An 18,404-nucleotide genomic window follows, 5' to 3' on the forward strand; every position below is an offset into this window, starting at 1 on the left:
CCGGATCAGAGGTCGAGCGTGAGCGAAGGCGATTTCGCGCCGGAGCAGCAGATCATCATCACCGCGTTCGACCGGCGTTCGGCGTCGCTGAGAATCAGGTCGCGATGGTCGGGTTCGCCCGCGAGCACGCGCGTCTCGCAGGCCCCGCACACGCCCTCCTCGCAGGAGAACGGGACGTCGAGACCGGCGGCGAGCAGCGTCTCCAGGATCGTCGCGCCCTCCGCAACCCTGACCGTCCGACCTGTTTTGGAAAGAACCAGATCGTATCCGCCGCCCGCCGCCACCTCGACGTTGCTCTTGAAATATTCGAAGTGGACGCGCGCCTCCTCGACACCCTCCTGCGCGGTGGTGGTGCGGAACGCGTCCAGCATCCCCGCCGGCCCGCAACAATAGACATGGTCCTGCGGCCCGAGCGCGGCGACGATGCCGCGGATGTCGAGCAGCGCGCCGCCGGGCTCGTGATCGACGTTGAGTACGATCTCGCCCGCGCCCTGCGATGCCAGCGCCTCCAGTTCGCCGAGCAGCGCGGCGCGGTCGCGGGTCCGCACGCAATAATGCAGGCGCCACCGGCGTCCGAGCGCGTTGAGGCGCGCCGCCATCGGAACGAAGGGCGTCACCCCGATCCCGCCGGCGATGAAGACCGACAGCGCCGCCCCTTCCGCGAGCGGAAAATTGTTGCGCCAGTCGCTGATACGGACGGTCTGACCCGGGCGGAGCTGCTCCGCGACATAGGCCGAGCCCCCAGTGCTGGCCGCGTCGCGGGCGATCGTGAGCCGATATGGCCCGCGACCATCGGGGTTCGACAGCGAATAGCTGCGCATCAGGCCGTTGGGCAGTTCGATGTCGATGTGCGCGCCGGGGTCGAACGGCGCGAGCGTGTCGCCGTCGAGACCCGCCAGCGTCACGGAGAAGACGTCCGTGGCTTCCCAGGCAATGCCGCTGACGCGGGCGGTGCGGACGATGTCGCTCATCGTGCCGTCCGGTCCGTACGTCGCGCGCGGATTGCCGTCGATCCGGGACGATGTCCGCGCGGTTCGAACGGCCGCGTCTTCCCGTGCACGGGTGGGCATGATCTTCCGCCGCCCGCGGTGGTCGCGTGTCGCATCCCTCTCTCCCAGCGGGTCCGTGTCCATCCGGCCCGCGCAAAGGGCTATGGCATAATACTGGACATTTGGGCAAGATACCTGCACAACAGGTGCACAAGGACAGGGCGCCGCCACCGGGCGAGCGCGTAGCGAGGGAGAGGTGGCTTGGCTCTACTGGACGGCAAGGTCGCGATCGTGACGGGTGGTGGTCGCGGGATCGGACGCGCGCATTCGCTCGCGCTCGCCCGGGCGGGTGCGGCGGTGGTCGTGAACGACCTCGGCGCGGGGTTCGACGGGGAGGGTGCTGCCGACGGTGGCCCGGCCCAGCAGGTGGTCGCCGAGATCGTCGCGGCGGGCGGGCGCGCCGTCGCCGATACGACCGACATTTCCGACTGGGACGCGGCGGCCGCCATCGTCGAGGCCGCGGTTCGCGCGTTCGGCCGGCTCGACATCGTGGTCAACAACGCGGGCATCGCGCGCTTCGGCTCGATCGACCAGGTGTCGCGCCGCGACTGGGAGCAGACGATCGCGGTCAACCTCACCGGCACGGCCGCGCTCAGTCACTGGGCGGCGAAGCACTGGCGCGAACGGGGGCCGGAGGCGGGGCGCCGCATCGTCAATACGTCGTCCGGCGTCGGCCTGACCCCGATCCCCGGCAATCCGATGTACGTGGCGGCAAAGGCGGGAGTCGCGGGCTTCACCATCTCCTGCGCGATCGAGCTCGCCGAGCTGGGCGTGCGGGTCAACGGCATCGCCCCGGTCGCGCGCTCGCGGATCAGCGAGCACGTCGCGGGGGAGATGATGAGCCAGGTGCCCGAGGGGTTCGATCGCGTGTCGCCCGAGCACGCGGCGACGCTGGCCACGTATCTCGCCTCGCCCGCCTGCCGCTTCACCGGGCGCGTCATCGGCGTGGTCGGGGACGATATCACGCTGTTCGACGGCTGGACGGTCTCGCGGCACGTCGACAACGGCGAGCGACCGTGGACGCCCGAGGGGCTCGCGGCCGCGCTGGCCGATTTCCCCGAGCAGCAGGACGGCCGGACGCAGGGCATCAAGGGCCTCCAGCCCAATCCGACCCCCGCGCCGGCGTTGATCGAGGCGCTCGCCGCGATCGAGCGCGCCTGACCGCGGCATCGCGCACGAAGGAGGCATCATGTCCGATTTTTCTGCGATGTCGGTGGCAGGCGACGGTCGTCGCGACCTGGCGCTCGACGTCTTCGCGCCCGACCGCCCCAACGGGGTGGCGGCGATCCTGTTGCACGGCGGCGGCTGGGCGATGGGCCATCGCGCGACGATGCACGGCTACGCCCGTCTGCTCGCCGCGGCGGGCGTCACCGCCGTTGCCGCCGAATATCGCCTGCTGGGCGAGGCGCCGTTTCCGGCACAGCTGGACGACGTCCGCGACGCGGTGCGGTGGGTGAAGGCGAATGCGGGCGAGCTCGGCGTCGATCCGGCGAAGGTCGCGCTGATCGGCTTTTCCGCCGGCGCGCATCTCGCCCTGCTTGCCGCCGGCACGCAGGACGGGTCGGGTCATGAGCGCGCGCTGGGCGATTCGGGCGGCGCCGAGGTCGCGGCGGTGGTGTCGTTCTTCGCTCCTGCCCGCCTGGATGCCGCGCCCGCCGCGCTCGAACGCCCGCCGCTCAGCGCGCTGGTCGCCGGCGGCGGCGTCGCCCGGGCGCGCGAGATCAGCCCGATCCGTTACGTCAATCCGAACTTTCCCACGACGTTCATCGTCGGCGGCATGGCGGACTATATGCAGCCGCTCGCCGCCGGGCTGGACCTCCTGAACGCGTTCGTCGCCGCGGGCGCGGAGGTCGAATTTCACTACCTCCATTCCCAGGTGCACGAATTCCCGAGCACGCCGGGGATGAGTCCCGGTGTCATGGACTCCGTCGCCTTCTTCCTGCGCCGCACCCTGCTCGACCGCGAGACGCTGGCCGTCGAGGCGCGCGAGCAGAATCCCTTCGCTCGCGCTTCCAGCCCCGAGGAGTTCGGCCGGATGATGGCGGGAGCCCCCCGATGAGCGGCGCCGACGCACGCGGGACGCCGGATGTGCACGACGAGGAGACGGCGGCGATCCTGGCGGCGGAGGATCGGCGCCGCGCGGCCACGGTCGCGGGCGACATCGCGACGCTCGACGCGCTGTTCGCCGACGATCTGGTCCATATCCATTCGAACGCACTGGTCCACGACAAGGCTGGGATCCTCGCCCATATCGGGGCGCGCCGCGCCTTCGTGGCGATCGAGCGGGGGCCGTTGCGGGTGCGCCGCTACGGCGATGTCGCGGTCCTGACCGGCCGGCTCACCAACCACCTGACCACGCCCGATGGACCGCGCGTGCTCGACGGGATGGCGACGCAGGTGCTGCGGCGCGAGGACGGCGCGTGGCGCTTCGTCAACTTTCAACTCACTTTGGGGAACGGCTGAAGATGGATCTGGGAATCGCCGGACGGCGGGCGTTGGTGTGCGGATCGTCGCAGGGGCTGGGCTACGCCTGTGCCCGGCAACTCGCGAGCGAGGGCGTCGAGGTGCTGCTGAACGGCCGCGACGAGGCCAAGCTGGAAAAGGCCGCCGCCGCATTGACCGGGGAGGGCGGCACCGTCCGCTTCGTCGCCGCCGACCAGACCAGCAAGGAAGGGCGTGCGGCGATCATCGCCGCGGCGGGCGACATCGACATCCTCGTCAACAACAATGCCGGACCCCCGCCGGGCATCCTGCCCGACTGGGACGAGGAGGCGCTGATCGGCGCGGTGAACGCCAACATGATCCCCGCGATCCAGTTCCTCCGCCACTTCATCCCCGGAATGCGTGAGCGCCGCTTCGGCCGGATCGTCAACATCACCTCGGCGATGGTGAAGTCGCCGCGCTATTTCATGGGACTGTCGACGTCCGCGCGCGCCGGGCTGACCGCGATCTCCAAGGCGATCTCGATCGAGGTGGCGCGGGAGAACGTGACGATCAACAACCTCCTGCCCGAGCGGATCGACACCCCGCGACAGGTGTTCATGGCCAACCGCATCGTCGCCGAGCAGGGCGTCAGCTACGATGAGGCGCGCCGGCAGATCGCCGACACGATCGCGGCGAAGCGGTTCGGCAGGCCGGAGGAATTCGCCGGTGCCTGCGCCTTCCTGTGCAGCGTGCAGGCGGGCTTCATCTCGGGACAGAATATCCAGGTCGATGGCGGCTCGTACGAGGGGCTCTGCTGAGCCGGATGGCCGGGCGTCCGTCGCGCGAGATGACGATTTTGGTGGAGGGCAGGCGATGACGACGGGCGGGGCGAGCGTCGATGTGTTGATCGCGGGCGGCGGACCGTTCGGTCTGACGCTGGCGATCGAATTGGGACGGCGCGGCGTCGACGCCGCGGTGATCGATGCGCGGCCGGGAACAGCGGTCAACCCGCAGGCGAACGCCACCCAGGCGCGCACGATGGAGCATTTCCGTCGCCTCGGCTTCGCCGACGAGGTGCGGGCGCTCGGTCTGCCTGCCGATTATCCGACCGACATCGCCTATTTCACCCGATACACCGCGCGCGAGCTGGCGCGTTTCCGCCGGCCGCCATCGCGCGACGCAGCGCAACTGGCGAGGGAAGGGGCCGCGGCGATCGGCATGAACAACGCCGCCGAGCTGCCGCACCGCGTCTCGCAGAAGTTCGTCGAGCCGGTGCTGCGCCGTCATGCCGAACGCGTCGCTTCGGTCGAGTACGGTGTCGGGCTGCAATCCTTTTCGCAGGACGCGACGGGCGTGGATGCCGTGGCGGTGGACAGCGGCACCGGCGCCACCCGCTGCATCCGTGCGCGCTACCTCGTCGGCGGCGACGGCGCGCGCAGCCTGGTCCGGCGCGAGCTCGGCATCCGCCTTGCCGGCGAGACCGGGGTGACGCGCGACTTCATGGGCGGTCGGATGGTCGCGGTCCATCTGCGCGCGCCGGGCTTTTACGACGCCGTGCCGCACGATCGCGCCTGGATGTACTGGGCGTTCAACACGGAGCGGCGATCGTGGGTCGCGGCGGTCAACGGCGTCGACGAATTCGCCTTCCACACGCAGCTCAAGCCGGACGAGGAAGCGCAGGACGTCGGCCCGGATCTGGCGCGGCGGCTGTTCGACCAGGTGATGGGGCGATCGATCGCGATCGAGCTGCTGTCGGTCGACACGTGGATCGCGGGTCATGCGCTCGTTGCCGATCGCTTCGGCGACGGGCGTGTGCTGATCGGGGGCGACGCCGCGCACCTGTTCACGCCCGCCGGCGGCCTCGGCTACAACACCGCGGTGGAGGATGCGGTGAACCTGGGGTGGAAGCTCGCGGCGCTGGTGCGCGGCGTCGGTGGCCCGGCGCTGCTCGACAGCTACGAGGCGGAGCGCCGGCCGCTGGCGTTGCGCAACACCGGCTTCGCAAGGCAGCTTGCGCGATCGATCGGCGAGTTCGTGCCCGATCCCGCGCTCGAGCGCGACGATGCGGAGGGCGAGGCGGCGCGGGCGGCGGCGGCCGACTATCTCGAGGCGCATGCGCGTCGCGAGTTCAACATCCCCGGCATCACCTTCGGCGGCCGCTACGACGCGTCGCCCGTCATCCTGTCCGACGGGCTCGCGCCTACCGCGGACCGGATGGACGTCTACGAGCCCAGCGCGTCCCCCGGCGGGCGGCTGCCGCACCTGTGGCTCGACGATGGAGCGAGTATCTACGACCGGCTCGGTCCGGACTGGGCGCTGATCGCCACGCAGGACGCGAGCGATGAGGAGCGCGCGATCGCCGACGCGGCGGGTGCCGCGGGCGTCGCGCTGACGATCGTGCGCGTGACGACGCCGGAGGCGCGCTTGCTCTACGCTGCTCCGTTCGTCCTCGTGCGCCCGGACCAGATCGTCGCCTGGCGCGGCGATGGACGCGGGATCGGCGCGACCGGAATGTTCGATACGGTGCTCGGGCGTGCGGCGGCCGTCGCGCGCCCCGCTGCCGCGCGGGCATGACGATGCGCGCGTTCGTCTATCAGCCGCTCCAGACGCGCGTCGTCTTCGGCGACGGCACGCTCGCCCGATTGCCCGAGGAGGTCGAGCGGCTCGGCCTGCACCGTGTGCTCGTCCTTTCCACCGCGGCGCAGGCAGGCGAGGCGGAGCGCGTCCGCGCCATGATGGCCGACGCCTGCGCCGGCACCTTCACCGACGCGGCGATGCACACGCCGGTCACGGTCACCGACGAGGCGATGGCCCTCGTCCGCTCCGCCGGCGTCGACGGCGTGGTGGCGATTGGCGGCGGATCGACGACCGGCCTGGGCAAGGCGATCGCCTGGCGCACCGACCTGCCGCAGATCGTCATTCCCACGACCTATGCCGGATCGGAGATGACGCCGATCCTGGGCGAGACGGAGAACGGCGTGAAGACGACGCGGTCCTCGCCGCGGATCCTGCCCGAAACGGTGATCTACGACGTGGCGCTCAGCCGAGGCCTGCCGCCGGGGCTGTCGGCGACGAGCGGCCTCAATGCGATCGCCCATGCGGTCGAGGCGCTCTACGCGCGCGACCGCAACCCGATCATCGACCTGATGGCGGAGGAGGGGGTGCGCGCGCTCGCCGCCGCGCTCCCCGACATCGCCGCCGACCCGGACGACGGCGAGGCGCGGGCGCAGGCGCTGTACGGAGCGTGGCTGTGCGGCTGCTGCCTGGGCGCGGTCGGCATGGCGCTGCATCACAAGCTGTGCCACACATTGGGTGGCAGCTTCGATCTGCCCCACGCCGAGACGCACGCCGTCGTCCTGCCGCACGCGCTCGCCTACAACGGTCCCGCGGTAGCGCCGGCGATGGCGGCGCTTCGCCGCGCGCTCGGCACCGACGATCCCGCCCGCGCCTTGTTCGACCTCGCCGGGACGCTCGGCGCGCCGCAATCGCTGCGGGGGCTGGGGATGCCGGACGACGGTATCGACCGGGCGGTCGACCTGGCGATGGCCAACCCCTATTGGAATCCCCGGCCGCTCGATCGCGCCGCGCTTCAGGCGACGCTGCGCCGGGCCTGGCAAGGTGCCCCGCCGGCCGCCGCATGACACAGGAGCCCACGAGCATGACGGAGCACCCCACACGGTCCGACCAGGACCTCGCCTATTTCGACGAGCGGCGATCGGCCGAGGTGGTCGCCGCCCGCAACGGCGCGGCGGCGGACGCGCGCACCGCCGAGGTGCTGGGGACCCTGGTCCGCCATCTCCACGCCGGCATCCGCGAGGCGGCGGTCACGCCCGAGGAATGGCTCGCGGCGATCCAGTTCCTGACGCGGACGGGGCAGATCTGTACCGACTGGCGACAGGAGTTCATCCTGCTGTCGGACATCCTCGGCGTGTCGATGCTGGTCGACGCGATCAACCACCACCGGCCGGACGGCGCGACCGAGAATACCGTCCTCGGCCCCTTCTACGTGCCCGACGCGCCGCGCTATGCCAGCGGCGAGAACATCTGCCTCGACGGCAAGGGCGAGCCCATGCTCGTGCGCGGCCGTGTGATCGACGGTGAGGGACGCCCCGTTCCCGGCGCCACGCTCGACGTGTGGGCGACCAACGACGACGGCTTCTACGACGTGCAGCAGCAAGACGTGCAACCCGCCAACAACCTGCGCGGCGTCTTCACCGCGGAGGCGGACGGCCGCTACTGGTTCCGCACCGTCAAGCCGCGCTTCTACCCGATCCCCGACGACGGGCCGGTGGGCGAGCTGCTGCGCGCGCTAGACCGCAGCGTCAACCGGCCGGCGCACCTGCATTTCATCGTCACGGCGCCCGGCTACGACCGGGTGGTGACGCACATCTTCATGCCGGACTGCGACTATCTGCCGACCGATGCGGTGTTCGGGGTCAAATCGTCGCTGATCGCGCAGACCGAGCATGTCGACGACGCGGCCGAGGCCAAGCGTGTCGGCCTGCCCAATCCCTTCTGGCGGGTCGACTGGGATTTCGTCCTCGTCCCCACCGCCTGATCGCCCGAGGTTCCGCGCTGCGGCCGACCGTTACGGCCTGCGCAGCGCGGTGACGATCGCATAGTCCATGTCGGCCAGGAACGTGCCGTCGGTCGCGCGGTTGTGCGGTTCCATGATCGCTTGCGCGCGCGCGCGCCATTGGGCGGCGAATTCCGCCGGCCTCGTCGCGAGCATTTTGCGCATGTTGGGATTCCACTGCGCGACGTGATCGGTCCACGCCGCGGCCGAGGCGAAACAGGTCTCGAAGCGGTCGTGCCGCACGCGCACGTCGCGAAAATAGGGATGGAGCAGCGCGGCGGCGCGGGGGCCGTTGGACCAGGCGTAATGCGGATGGGCCGGGATCGGCGCACCTTGCAGTTCGTGGCCGAGATCGAACATCTGCGCCGGGATGCTCCGCGTCGTATAGGCGGTCAGCGCGATCTTCCCGCCGGGCCGGGTGACGCGCGCCAGTTCCTTTGCCGCGGCTTCCTGATCGGGAAAGAACACGAGGCCCAGCGTCGAGAGCACGACGTCGAAGCTCGCGTCCGGATAGGGCAAGGTGCGCGCATCGCCGACCTGGAAGTCGATCCCCGACAGACCCTCGGCTTCGGCGCGGAACCGCGCCCGCGCGATCGACGGCTTGTCGATGTCGATCCCCACCACCTCGGCATTGCGCCGCGCCGCCGCCAGCGCGGCGTGGCCGGTGCCGCAGGCGATGTCGAGCACGCGGGCGCCGGCGGGGATGCCGATGTCCGCGGCGAGCCGTTCGACGACGATCGCCTGCTCGGCGGCCAGACGTTGATAATCGTCGGCCGCCGCCGTGGCGGTGGGCTGTGCCATGATGGTCCTCTCCAGTCTGTCGTCGCGGCGGCGGCGCCGGTCGTGCGACGCCGCTCCCCTTACCGCCGGGCAGCGATCGCGTCAGGCGTTGACCGCCGCGGGCATCGCGCGGGGTGCCGCGGCCGCGGTGCCGCGCAGCAGCGGGATGACCTCCTGTCCGAACAGGTCGAACGCGACCTTGTTCTCGGGAACGTTGCCGTGATTGTCGAGCATCGCCATGAAGTGGCCGGCGCCGATCGCCTCGCACTGCGCCTCGATCTGCTCGGCGACCTCGGCCGGGTTGCCCGCGATGAACTCCTCCGTCGACAATTGCATCCCGCCGGACGCCTTTTGCGGCGCGTCCGGCACCGGCCCGTGATTGACGCGGTCGTCGTGCTTCAGGAACATGGTGATGACCTGCTCGTGCACCTTCGCCGCGACCGCACGCGCCTTGTCGCCGTCGCTGTCGACGATGACGATCCGGCGCAGGCCGAACGAATCGGGCGACGTCGCCAGCCCGGTCTTGGCCGCTTCCTCGCGATAGCCGTCGAACACCGTCCTGATCTGCGCCAGCGAGTTGAAGCCGGTGCAGATCTTCGTGCCGCGATGCGCCGCCCGCCGCGCCGATCCCTCGCTGACGACGGTGGTCCAGCGGTTGGGCGTGGGGCGCTGCAACGGCATCGGGACCAGCGTCAGATCGTTGAACGTCCAGTGCTTGCCCGCGTGGTTGATCGGTTCACCGGGATGCGTCATCACCCAGTCGAGCAGGTCCTGCGCCTCGGTGTTGCGCTCGTTCGCCTGCTGCACCCCGAGGCCGACCTTTGCCATTTCCGGGGGGATGCCGCTTGCGGTGCCGACCTCGAGCCGGCCGTTGGTCAGATGGTCCAGCATCCCGATCTCTTCGATGACGCGCCACGGCTCGTAATAGGGCAGGACCACGCCCATGACGCCCAAGCGCAACGTCCTGGTGACGGGCGCCAGCGCCGCGATCAGCAGATTGGGCGACGGGCTGTAGCCGGGCCCGAAATGATGCTCGCTGAAGAAGATGCCTTCGAACCCATGGTCCTCGGCCTTGGTCCACATGTCCCAATAGGCCGTGAACTGGTCCTGCACGTCCTGCGGACCAAGCCCCTGGCGCGGCTGCTGGATCAGCACGCCCTTCTCGGTGGGGGCGCGGAAAAATTCGAACAACCAAGGCTTGATCATGCATCATCTCCCTCGTGCCGTGAATCAGCGTTCCTGATGGTCTCCCTGCGGGGCAGGGGATCAGGCGATGGATGATGTCATACACCTTTATATTGTCCGTTTGAACTAAAAAAATGCGACCGTTCGCCCCGGGTGCGATCAGTCCGGTGTCGTCATAAATTTCCCCGCGACGTTCATCAGCGTCTTCGATCCGAGCGCCTTCAACGCGATCTCCTCGATCGGCGCCTTGAGGATGCGGTCGATCGGCGGGATCGCGCCGGGCTTCCGGCTCTCCCGGCCCATGCGGTCGTTCCTGGTGCACCGGATCGGCATCCCCGTCGCCAGCCGCTTGATGCACGTCCCGTTGCGGTCGCAGCGCACGATATCCTCGATCCGGCGGCCGGTGACCTTGCCGGCGTAACCGGGATCGGCCAGCAACGGACGGGCCAGCATGACGAGGTCGGTGTGCCCCTCCTCGACCGCCGCCGCCGCAAGCGTCGGATCATGCAGTCCCCCCATCATGACGGGAACCGACAGCCGCTCGCGAAAATAGCGCGCCTCGCCGTTCTCGATCAGATTGGCGCCGTCCGCGTCGGGCGTGACGTCGAGCGCCTCGTAACAGCCATAGACGAGCGCGACATAGTCGATGCCCGCCTTCTCGATCTCCAGCGCGATGTCCAGAAAGCCTTCGGGGCCCTGTCCGTCGGGCATATAATCGTTCGCCGCGATCCGCAGGCCGATCACGAAGTCGGGACCCACCTGCTCGCGGATGGCGCGCACCATGTCGACGACGATCCGTGCGCGGTTTTCCACCGACCCTCCGTAGTCGTCCGTCCGCCAGTTCGTCCGCGGCGACAGGAAGGAGGCGAGGAAATAGCTCATCATGGCGGCGATCTCGATCCCGTCGAACCCGGCCGTCTTCAGCCTGACGGCGGACGCCACCATCTCCGTCTCGTATCCCTTGATCTCCGCCACCGTCGCTTCCCTCGGCATCGGCGTCGTCATCTCGCCGCCGGGCACGAGCATCATCGGCGAGCTCTTCATCACGAGGTTGAGCGGGCTTGCCGAGATGATCGGGCGATCGGCCGAGGGAACGCCCATCCGACCAAACCCGGGGGCGATCTCCGCGATGATCGGCACGCCCAGCGCGTGGACCGCCGTCACGGCCTTCGCCAGCGCGGGTATGAACTCGTCCCTGTCGGTGCGCAGGACGGGGCGGAAGCGGGATTCATCCCAGCCGCGCTGCGTCGAGACCATCCCGCCGAGGATGATGAGGCCGACACCGCCGCGCGCGCGCTCCTCGAGAAAGGCGATCGTCTGGTCGCTGGCATGACCGTCCGCGGTCGGGCCGTTCGCGGCCATCGGCCCCAGCACCATGCGGTTCCTGATCGTCAGCCCGTTGATCCGGATCGGCCGGGACAGGATGTCCGACGCCTGTTCCGCTGAAACCTTGTGCATCGCCGCGTAACCCCCTCCAGCTTGCGGGCACCGTCTGCGGGCGGCCTTGCCGTACCGTCGGTGTCTCGATCGAATGAATCTAATCTGACCATATGTCCAGTACAATTGGCGATCCGTCAGCTTGGGTCGGGAATGCGGACCAGAAGGCGGAGTTGGGATCGCGGGCGGGGAACAGGTCCGCGCTCGGTCTGCGCGGCCAGACGGTGGGGGCTGCCATGGCTGCCCGGTCGGGCTCCACGATGTCCGCTACTTGTGGGAGCCATGTTCGCGGTAAATGATGCCACTGATCGGAAAGTGCGGCATACGCAACGAACGACCCGGCGAATGGGGCCGGGACCGGACGGGAGAGCAGCGGTGGTACGAGATCGTCGACGGACTGTCGGGCAATCGCCGATGCGGCGAGCGGGCGCATGACTGCTGCCCCCGCAACCGTCGAGCGCGTGCCCGCACCGCACCTCGGCTCCGAAACCGCGACGTGGCCCGTCAACGCGTGGTACGTCGCCGCCACCCCCGACGAGGTCGCCGACAAGCCGCTGGGGCGGCAGATCTGCGGCCAGCGCATGGTGTTCTTCCGGCGGGGGGATGGCGTGGTATCCGCGCTGGAGGACTTCTGCCCGCACCGCGGCGCGCCGCTCTCCCTCGGCTTCGTGCGGGGGGATACTCTGGTCTGCGGCTATCACGGGCTGGCGCTCGCGTGCAGCGGGCGCGCGGACAATATGCCGGGGCAGCGGGTCGGCAATTTCCCCGCCATCCGCGCCTTTCCGGTGATCGAGCGGTACGGCTTCGTCTGGGTATGGCCGGGCGATCCCGAACGGGCCGATCCGGCTCACCTTCATCACCTTCCCTGGGCGGAGAGCGACGATTGGGCCTATGGCGGCGGCATGTACCACATCGCCTGCGACTATCGCCTGATGGTCGACAACCTGATGGACCTGACGCACGAAACCTATGTCCATGCGTCCAGCATCGGACAGAAGGAGATCGACGAGGCGCCGGTCCGCACGCGGGTGGAGGGTGAGGAGATCGTCACCAGCCGGACGATGGAGGGGGTGAGCGCGCCTCCGTTCTGGCGCATGGCGCTGCGCGGCGCCGGGCTGCCGGAGGACGCGATCGTCGACCGCTGGCAGGTCTGCCGCTTCACCCTGCCCAGCCACGTGATGATCGAGGTGGGCGTCGCGCTGACCGGAAACGGCGGCCAGGATGCACCGCGCGAGCGCAAGGCGGCGAGCATCGTGGTCGACTTCATCACGCCGGAGTCCGAGACGTCGCACTGGTATTTCTGGGGCATGGCGCGGCAGTTCGCGGTCGAGAACGCGGCGCTGACCGCGACGATCCGCGAGGGGCAGGGGAAGATCTTCTCCGAGGATCTGGAGATGCTGGAGAAGCAGCAGCGCAATCTGCTCGACCATCCCGGTCGCCGGCTGCTCAAGCTCAACATCGACGCCGGGGGCGCACGGTCCCGGCTGCTGATCGATCGCGTCATCGCCGGGGAGCGGGCGCGGGACGCCGGCTCGCCGGGCGAGCCGATCGCCCGCGGGAAAGGATGATGCAGCCGATCGACGAGGCGACGCTGGCGGACTGGCGCGGGGCGGTGGGGCGGCGCGTGACGCAGCGGGAGCGACTGTGCGCGGGCGATCTCAGCCGCTTCGCGCTGGCGGTCGGCGTGGCGGCGGGGGATGCGGCCGTTCCCTTGCCGCACTGGGCGTTTTTCCTGCCGATGCCGCAGGATAGCGAGATCGGGGAGGACGGGCATCCGCGGCGGGGCGACTTCCTGCCCGCGATTAGCCTGCCGCGGCGGATGTTCGCGGCGGCGGACATGACCTTCGACGCGCCGCTGTCGCTCGACGCGGAGGCGGCGCTGGAGAGCGAGGTGGTCGACGTACGCCACAAGCAGGGGCGCTCCGGCGATCTGGTGTTCGTCGAGGTCGCGCGGACGCTGATCCAGGCGGGCGTGGTGCGCGTGCGCGAGAGGCAGACGTACGTCTATCGCGATCAGGGCGCGCCCGTCGCGATGCCGGTGGCGGCGGCGTCGCTGCCCGACGGCGAGCGGTGGCAGCCGGACGAAGTGAACCTGTTCCGCTTCTCCGCGGCGACGTTCAACGGGCACCGCATCCACTACGACCATCCGTACGCGACCGCGGTCGAGGGCTATCCCGCGCTCGTCGTCCATGGGCCGCTGACCGCGGCGAAGCTGGCGCGGCTGGCGGCGCGGGACGGCGAACTGGCGGGTTTCTCGTTCCGTGCCGAAGCGCCGCTGTTCCTGGGGCAGCCGGTGGTGCTGGAGCGGTGCGGCGAGGGCGCGGTGCGCGCGGTCCGGTGCGACGGCGCGATCGCGATGACCGCGCAGGCGCGCTACCGTCAGTAGCCGCGATCGCGCGCCACCAGTCCCAGCATCGGCTGCCCGGCGCGATGCCGGCGGATGTTGTCGAGCACCGCGTGCGCCCCGCTTTGCGCGCTGGTCGCGCTGGCGATGTGGGGCGTGACGACGATGCGGGGGTGACGCAGCAGCGGATGCTCGGGCGGCAGCGGCTCGGGCTCGGCGACGTCGAGCACCGCGCCGCTCAGATGCCCCTCGTCGAGCAGCGCGACGAGATCCTGCGCCACCAGATGCCCGCCCCGCGCGATGTTCACGATGGCGGCACCGCGCGGCAGCTGCGACAGCGTGGCGTGGTTCAGGATGCCCCGCGTCTCCTGCGTCAGCGGGAGCAGGCAGATCAGGATGTCGCAGGCCGCCAGGAAGCCGGGCAGCGCGTCTGCGCCGGCGTGGCACGCGACGCCGGGCAGGGTGCGGGGGGGAGCGGCTCCACCCGGACAGGGCGAAGCCGAAGGGGCGCAGGCCCGCCAGCACCGCCTGCCCCAGTTCGCCCAGACCGAGCACCCCGACGCGGCGCCGCGCGGCGGGCACCAGCGGGCGCGGTGCCCAGCGGCCGTCGCGCTGCGCCAGCCGATAGTCGATCATCTCGCGGTGGAGCATCAGCGTCGCCATGACGCCATATTCGATCATCCCCTGCGTCAGGCCCGGCTCGATCATGCGGACCAGCGCGACATGGTCGGGAAGGACGCAGGTGTCGACCTGGTCGACGCCCGCGCCGATCGAGAACAGCACCTCCAGCGCGGGGAGCTGCGCGATCAGCTCGGCGGTCGGCGCCCAGGCGGCGAGGTAGCGGGTGTCGGCGGGGGGCGGCGCGTCCTCCTTCGTGACGAAGGCGAGGTCGGGTGCCTCGGCCGCGAACAGCGCGCGCCAGACGGCGCCGCGCTCCGGCGTGGAGGTGAAGTAAAAGGTCATGCGGTCTGCCTCCGGGGGGAACGGGCCTTGGCGGCGGCTTGGCCCCACATCACCGGCCCGGAGATCGCCAGCATGGCGAGCGTGAGCGCGCCGGCCAGAAGGACCAGGCGGCCGATGTTGCCAAAGGTGCCACCGGAATGAAGCGGAAGGATCGTCGGCCACCATGCCGGGTCGTCGCCGGCGCGCCGGACCGTGGGCAAAGCCCCGCCGTGCAGCGGTACGAGGACGCGGTGCAGCGCGCGGGAGCCCTGTTCCGGGGCGTCGATGTTGACGATCAGTGCGCTATCGGTGACGCGCAGGTCGTGGATCGGTGCGCCGGGCAGCGCGGTCCGTGCCGCAAGCACCGCGCGATCGATCGTCGCGGCGTCGATCGCCCCGCGGACCGCAGGGGGCGCCGCGCCGCCGGCGAGCTCCGGCACGACGAGCAGCACGCCGGTGCTCGCGCTGAAGGCGAGGATTGCGGACATCGCGACGCCCGCGGTGCGGTGCAGCTGGCGCAGGACCAGTCGCGGGGCGACGGTCCAGCGGACCGACAGCTGGCGCAGCCGCGGCGCGCGCCGGGGCCACCAATGGACGAGGCCGGTGCCCGCGAGCGTCAGCAGCGCGAGCGCGTCGAGCAGGACGACGGCCATGCCGATGCGCCCCGACAGCAGGCGATGGTGGAGCGCCAGCGCCAGCTCGACCGGAAAGGCGGAGATCGCGCCGCGGCGCAGCACCGCGCCCCCCGCGGGGTCGATCGAGGCATAGGCCGTGCGACCGGGGGCTTCGAGCCGGGCGAGGAACGTGTCGTCGCGCGTCGCGGGCCAGTCGAGCCGGACGACGCGCGCGTGCGGTAGCGCGGCCTCGGAACGGCGCACCGCCTCGCCCGCGGTGATCGCGGTGCCGCGGTGGCGGCTGGTCATCCCGGCGGGATCGATGAGCCGCGCGGCCGGACGATGCCAGAGCAGCAGCATGCCCGTCGCCGCCTGAAGCAGCAGCAGCGGGGCGAGCGCCAGGCCGACGTAGCGATGGAGGCGGAAGAGCAACGCACGGTTCACCACCGCCTCCGGTCGTTGAAGAAGAAGAAGAAGCCGCGCGGGCGCCCCGGCGGGGATCGCTGCAAAGCCTGGCCCGTCACCCGGCACGCTCCACCACGGCAACGACCCGGACCATTGAAAAAAGACGTCCCGGTGCTCCTGCGCAGGCAGGAGCCCAGGGCCAGGCAGAACAGCGCCTGTGGGGCGTGCGACCCTGGGCTCCTGCCTGCGCAGGAGCACGGCGTAGCCTTTTGCAAGGGTCCCGGCCTGTATCCCCGGTCCGCGGCGATTCCCTGAAAGGGGCGTCCGCGAAGGCCGTCAGAAGTTGAACGTGGCGCGCACGTTGAACGCCCGCGGCGCGCCCGGCTGGACCCACAGCGCCGCATAGGAGCTGGCGTAATATTGCTCGTTGAAGAGGTTGCTGACGTCGGCGTTCAGCTTCACCCCCGGCGATACCTCGATCGACCCGGTCAGCCGCACCAGCGTATAGGCCGGCAGGAAGAACTGGGTGCCGGTCTCGCCCAGCCGCCGCCCGACGTGGTTGACGCCCGCCCCCAGCGTCACTTCGCGATCCGCGACCGGGAAGCTCTTGAACAGCAGCAGATTGCCCTGATGCTTGGGCACGTTGATGAGCGGGTCGCCGCGCTTGATCGCCAGCGAGGGGTCGAGCCCGTCGGTCCAGTTGGCGTCGATGTAGGAATAGGCGGCCAGCATCTGGATGCCCATCGGCAGCTTCACATCGGCGTCGAACTCGATGCCCTTGCTTTCCGCCGAACCGACCGCGCGCGACAGGCCGGGGTTGAAGGGGTCGTTGGTCAGGATGTTCGTCTTCTGCATCGTGAACAGCGACAGCGTGCTGGTGATGCGGCTGGTGACGACCTTTCCACCGACCTCATACGCCTTGCTCAGCTCGGGATTGAACGGCTGGTCGTTGGAGCCCAGGCCGCTGTTGGGGCGGAAGCCGCGACCGTAGCTGGCGTAGATCGACAGCGCGTCGGTCGGCTCCACGACGACGCCCGCCATCGGGCTGAACCGGGTGTAGCTCTTGCGCGGGTTGCGCCCGGTCGCGGTGGTGGCGAGGCGGTTGACGATGCTCTGGTCGAAATCGTCGTAGCGTCCGCCGAACCGCACCTTGATCGCCTGCGTCAGCTCGATCTGGTCCTGCGCATAGATGCCCCAGGCCTTTTGCGTTTCGGTATTGTCCTGCAACGCGGCGGTCGGGACGGGGGCGACGACGTTGTAATTGGGGTTGAAGATGTCGATCGCGTAGCGATTGCCCGCCAGCGTCGGGCGGAACCGCTGCTGGACCGAGTTGATGTCGAACTGATCCCAGTCCGCGCCGATGCGGATGTTGTGGATCACCGATCCCGTCGCGAGCTTGCCCGACACCTCGCCGCGCACGGTCTTGTGCGTGGTGGAATAATCGCGGAAGCGGCGCTGGCGTGACAGCGTGCGGCCGTCGACGAACAGCTGCTGGCGCGCGGCGGCCAGTTCGGGATCGCTGGAGAAGCCGCGGAAGATCGTGTCCTTGTATCCGGCACCCAGCAGCAGCGTCCAGTCGCTGCTCAGATCCTGTTGCAGCTGGAGCTGGTGGCCCAGCACCTTGACCGTGATCGGGCCGTCGGCGGGATTGCCCAGGAAGCGCGAATTGGGAATGAGGCCCAGCGTGCCGTTCACCGCGACGACGCCGCGGTCGAACGGCACCTCCTGATTGACGTATTCCATCTCGTAGGTGGCGATCGTGCCCTCGCCGAGCTTCAGCAGCATCGACGGCGTCAGGAAGTAGCGGCGGGTGTGGATCGTGTCGCGGAAGCTGTCGGCATCCTCGACCGCGCCGTTGACGCGGATCGCGAAGGCGTCGCTGACGGGGAGGTTGTAGTCGCCCTCGACACGGAAGGTGTTGAAGCTGCCGCCCTGGATCGCGAAGCTGCCGAATGTCTTGAACGTCGGCTTCTTCGTGACGATGTTGATCGTGCCGCCGGGCTCGCCGCGGCCGAACAGCGCGGAGTTCGGGCCCTTGAGCACCTCGATCCGCTCCACGTTGGAGGCGTCGCGCGGGCCGCCGTAGCCGCGGCCGCCGTTGAAGCCGTTGACCAGGAAGCCGCTGGGGAAATTCTCGTCACCCGCGAAGCCGCGGATCGCGAAACTGTCCCACAGGCCGCCGAAATTGTTTTGCTTCGACACGCCGCTCGCCAGCTCCAGCGCGGTGTCGAGCCGGGTGACGTTCAGGTCCTTCAGCAGGTCGCCGTCCAGGAACTGGACCGCCTGCGGAATCTCCTTGACCGGCGTGTCGCCGAAATACTGCCGCTTCAGCCCGGTGACGACGATGTCCTCGCCGGGCGCGTTGGTCTCGGCCTGCTGGGCCTGGGCGAGCGCAGGCACGGCGACAGCGGCGACGCCTGCGATCAGGATCGAACGAAAAGCTCGCATTGGTCTTCCCCCCTTGTGGAAATCGTTGTTCCTGTCGGTCCTGCGACGAGTTCCGGCCGGCGGTTGCTCGCCATCCGGCCGGGTATGCGCCCGACCGCCGTGGCGGTGCCGATCCGAAGGATGCCTGCGCACCTCTAGTTGAAGCGAGGCTAGGCGCACGCACAGGACATAATCGATCAAATCGGGCGCCCCTTGCGGGC

At 69.8% G+C, this 18,404-nt stretch carries 17 protein-coding genes and 1 pseudogene; 10 read left to right on the top strand and 8 right to left on the bottom strand.

All coding sequences use genetic code 11. The annotated features are described in order from the left end of the window. Positions 1 to 5: 5 nt before the first annotated feature. Positions 6 to 971 carry a PDR/VanB family oxidoreductase gene (locus PGN23_RS08095; protein ID WP_335302382.1) on the bottom strand — a complete coding sequence of 322 codons (966 nt, stop codon included), beginning with the start codon at positions 969 to 971 and terminating at the stop codon, positions 6 to 8. 279 nt (positions 972 to 1,250) lie between these two features. On the opposite strand from PGN23_RS08095, the gene PGN23_RS08100 reads away from it, so the two are divergent. The 7 genes from PGN23_RS08100 to PGN23_RS08130 are packed head-to-tail and all read left to right on the top strand — an operon-like array spanning position 1,251 to position 8,031. Then, on the top strand, positions 1,251 to 2,210 hold the full coding sequence (locus tag PGN23_RS08100) for an SDR family NAD(P)-dependent oxidoreductase (RefSeq protein WP_335302383.1): 960 nt from the start codon (positions 1,251 to 1,253) through the stop codon (positions 2,208 to 2,210). Between the two features lie 28 nt (positions 2,211 to 2,238). Continuing rightward, the gene (locus tag PGN23_RS08105; protein WP_335302384.1) at positions 2,239 to 3,108 is read left to right on the top strand and encodes an alpha/beta hydrolase; all 870 of its coding nucleotides are present in this window, start codon (positions 2,239 to 2,241) and stop codon (positions 3,106 to 3,108) included. Beyond that, positions 3,105 to 3,512, top strand: a complete 408-nt coding sequence (locus PGN23_RS08110) for a nuclear transport factor 2 family protein (RefSeq protein ID WP_335302385.1) — start codon at positions 3,105 to 3,107, stop codon at positions 3,510 to 3,512. Before PGN23_RS08105 ends, PGN23_RS08110 begins: the two co-directional genes overlap by 4 nt. Before the next feature lie 2 nt (positions 3,513 to 3,514). Beyond that, positions 3,515 to 4,291, top strand: coding sequence for an SDR family oxidoreductase (locus PGN23_RS08115; protein WP_335302386.1), 777 nt, complete (start codon positions 3,515 to 3,517; stop codon positions 4,289 to 4,291). 55 nt (positions 4,292 to 4,346) lie between these two features. Next, positions 4,347 to 6,047 (top strand): FAD-dependent oxidoreductase, encoded by a 1,701-nt coding sequence (locus tag PGN23_RS08120; RefSeq protein ID WP_335302387.1) that lies wholly within the window; start codon positions 4,347 to 4,349, stop codon positions 6,045 to 6,047. A gap of 2 nt (positions 6,048 to 6,049) precedes the next feature. Continuing rightward, a complete protein-coding gene (locus PGN23_RS08125; RefSeq protein ID WP_443019804.1) occupies positions 6,050 to 7,114 on the top strand; it encodes a maleylacetate reductase in 1,065 nt (354 codons plus the stop codon). Positions 7,115 to 7,131: 17 nt separating this feature from the next. Next, on the top strand, positions 7,132 to 8,031 hold the full coding sequence (locus tag PGN23_RS08130; protein ID WP_335302389.1) for a dioxygenase family protein: 900 nt from the start codon (positions 7,132 to 7,134) through the stop codon (positions 8,029 to 8,031). Between the two features lie 30 nt (positions 8,032 to 8,061). Here the strand turns inward: PGN23_RS08130 and PGN23_RS08135 are convergent, their stop codons facing one another. The 3 genes from PGN23_RS08135 to PGN23_RS08145 all read right to left on the bottom strand — a co-directional run bounded on the left by PGN23_RS08135 (position 8,062) and on the right by PGN23_RS08145 (position 11,472). Continuing rightward, positions 8,062 to 8,850, bottom strand: a complete 789-nt coding sequence (locus PGN23_RS08135) for a class I SAM-dependent methyltransferase (RefSeq protein ID WP_335302390.1) — start codon at positions 8,848 to 8,850, stop codon at positions 8,062 to 8,064. 81 nt (positions 8,851 to 8,931) lie between these two features. Then, positions 8,932 to 10,035 (bottom strand): LLM class flavin-dependent oxidoreductase, encoded by a 1,104-nt coding sequence (locus PGN23_RS08140; protein ID WP_335302391.1) that lies wholly within the window; start codon positions 10,033 to 10,035, stop codon positions 8,932 to 8,934. Between the two features lie 138 nt (positions 10,036 to 10,173). Beyond that, entirely contained in the window at positions 10,174 to 11,472 is a 1,299-nt protein-coding gene (locus PGN23_RS08145) for an NADH:flavin oxidoreductase (RefSeq protein WP_335302392.1), read from the bottom strand. 410 nt (positions 11,473 to 11,882) lie between these two features. Between PGN23_RS08145 and PGN23_RS08150 the strand changes: the two genes are divergently transcribed. Then, complete coding sequence (locus tag PGN23_RS08150; RefSeq protein WP_335302393.1) at positions 11,883 to 13,019, top strand: aromatic ring-hydroxylating dioxygenase subunit alpha; 1,137 nt, start codon at positions 11,883 to 11,885, stop codon at positions 13,017 to 13,019. Further along, complete coding sequence (locus PGN23_RS08155) at positions 13,016 to 13,837, top strand: hypothetical protein (protein WP_335302394.1); 822 nt, start codon at positions 13,016 to 13,018, stop codon at positions 13,835 to 13,837. The genes PGN23_RS08150 and PGN23_RS08155 overlap by 4 nt, the downstream gene beginning before the upstream one ends. Here PGN23_RS08155 and PGN23_RS08160 read toward each other — a convergent pair. Next, complete coding sequence (locus PGN23_RS08160) at positions 13,831 to 14,256, bottom strand: NAD(P)-dependent oxidoreductase (RefSeq protein ID WP_335304551.1); 426 nt, start codon at positions 14,254 to 14,256, stop codon at positions 13,831 to 13,833. The two genes, PGN23_RS08155 and PGN23_RS08160, sit on opposite strands and share 7 nt — an antisense overlap. 58 nt (positions 14,257 to 14,314) lie before the next feature. Further along, positions 14,315 to 14,503: pseudogene (locus PGN23_RS08165) on the bottom strand (glyoxylate/hydroxypyruvate reductase A); the annotation flags it as partial. On the opposite strand from PGN23_RS08165, the gene PGN23_RS08170 reads away from it, so the two are divergent. Further along, positions 14,457 to 14,636, top strand: coding sequence for a hypothetical protein (locus PGN23_RS08170; RefSeq protein ID WP_335302395.1), 180 nt, complete (start codon positions 14,457 to 14,459; stop codon positions 14,634 to 14,636). The pseudogene PGN23_RS08165 and the gene PGN23_RS08170 overlap by 47 nt on opposite strands. 118 nt (positions 14,637 to 14,754) lie before the next feature. Here the strand turns inward: PGN23_RS08170 and PGN23_RS08175 are convergent, their stop codons facing one another. Both PGN23_RS08175 and PGN23_RS08180 read right to left on the bottom strand, forming a co-directional pair. After that, positions 14,755 to 15,795: a PepSY-associated TM helix domain-containing protein gene (locus tag PGN23_RS08175; RefSeq protein WP_335302396.1), complete on the bottom strand. Its 1,041-nt coding sequence runs from the start codon at positions 15,793 to 15,795 to the stop codon at positions 14,755 to 14,757. 297 nt (positions 15,796 to 16,092) lie between these two features. Beyond that, the gene (locus PGN23_RS08180) at positions 16,093 to 18,204 is read right to left on the bottom strand and encodes a TonB-dependent siderophore receptor (RefSeq protein WP_335302397.1); all 2,112 of its coding nucleotides are present in this window, start codon (positions 18,202 to 18,204) and stop codon (positions 16,093 to 16,095) included. Between the last annotated feature and the right edge of the window lie 200 nt (positions 18,205 to 18,404).

The sequence above is a fragment of the Sphingomonas adhaesiva genome, from assembly GCF_036946125.1.
GTDB lineage: Bacteria > Pseudomonadota > Alphaproteobacteria > Sphingomonadales > Sphingomonadaceae > Sphingomonas > Sphingomonas adhaesiva_A.

Excerpts from the sequence above, each read along its gene's own strand:
- PGN23_RS08155 (WP_335302394.1), top strand. The coding sequence starts at position 13,016 with ATGATGCAGCCGATCGACGAGGCGACGCTGGCGGACTGGCGCGGGGCG.
- PGN23_RS08180 (WP_335302397.1), bottom strand. The coding sequence starts at position 18,204 with ATGCGAGCTTTTCGTTCGATCCTGATCGCAGGCGTCGCCGCTGTCGCC.
- PGN23_RS08140 (WP_335302391.1), bottom strand. The coding sequence starts at position 10,035 with ATGATCAAGCCTTGGTTGTTCGAATTTTTCCGCGCCCCCACCGAGAAG.
- PGN23_RS08110 (WP_335302385.1), top strand. The coding sequence starts at position 3,105 with ATGAGCGGCGCCGACGCACGCGGGACGCCGGATGTGCACGACGAGGAG.
- PGN23_RS08105 (WP_335302384.1), top strand. The coding sequence starts at position 2,239 with ATGTCCGATTTTTCTGCGATGTCGGTGGCAGGCGACGGTCGTCGCGAC.
- PGN23_RS08095 (WP_335302382.1), bottom strand. The coding sequence starts at position 971 with ATGAGCGACATCGTCCGCACCGCCCGCGTCAGCGGCATTGCCTGGGAA.
- PGN23_RS08125 (WP_443019804.1), top strand. The coding sequence starts at position 6,050 with ATGCGCGCGTTCGTCTATCAGCCGCTCCAGACGCGCGTCGTCTTCGGC.
- PGN23_RS08130 (WP_335302389.1), top strand. The coding sequence starts at position 7,132 with ATGACGGAGCACCCCACACGGTCCGACCAGGACCTCGCCTATTTCGAC.
- PGN23_RS08150 (WP_335302393.1), top strand. The coding sequence starts at position 11,883 with ATGACTGCTGCCCCCGCAACCGTCGAGCGCGTGCCCGCACCGCACCTC.
- PGN23_RS08115 (WP_335302386.1), top strand. The coding sequence starts at position 3,515 with ATGGATCTGGGAATCGCCGGACGGCGGGCGTTGGTGTGCGGATCGTCG.
- PGN23_RS08120 (WP_335302387.1), top strand. The coding sequence starts at position 4,347 with ATGACGACGGGCGGGGCGAGCGTCGATGTGTTGATCGCGGGCGGCGGA.
- PGN23_RS08145 (WP_335302392.1), bottom strand. The coding sequence starts at position 11,472 with ATGCACAAGGTTTCAGCGGAACAGGCGTCGGACATCCTGTCCCGGCCG.
- PGN23_RS08170 (WP_335302395.1), top strand. The coding sequence starts at position 14,457 with ATGACGCCATATTCGATCATCCCCTGCGTCAGGCCCGGCTCGATCATG.
- PGN23_RS08135 (WP_335302390.1), bottom strand. The coding sequence starts at position 8,850 with ATGGCACAGCCCACCGCCACGGCGGCGGCCGACGATTATCAACGTCTG.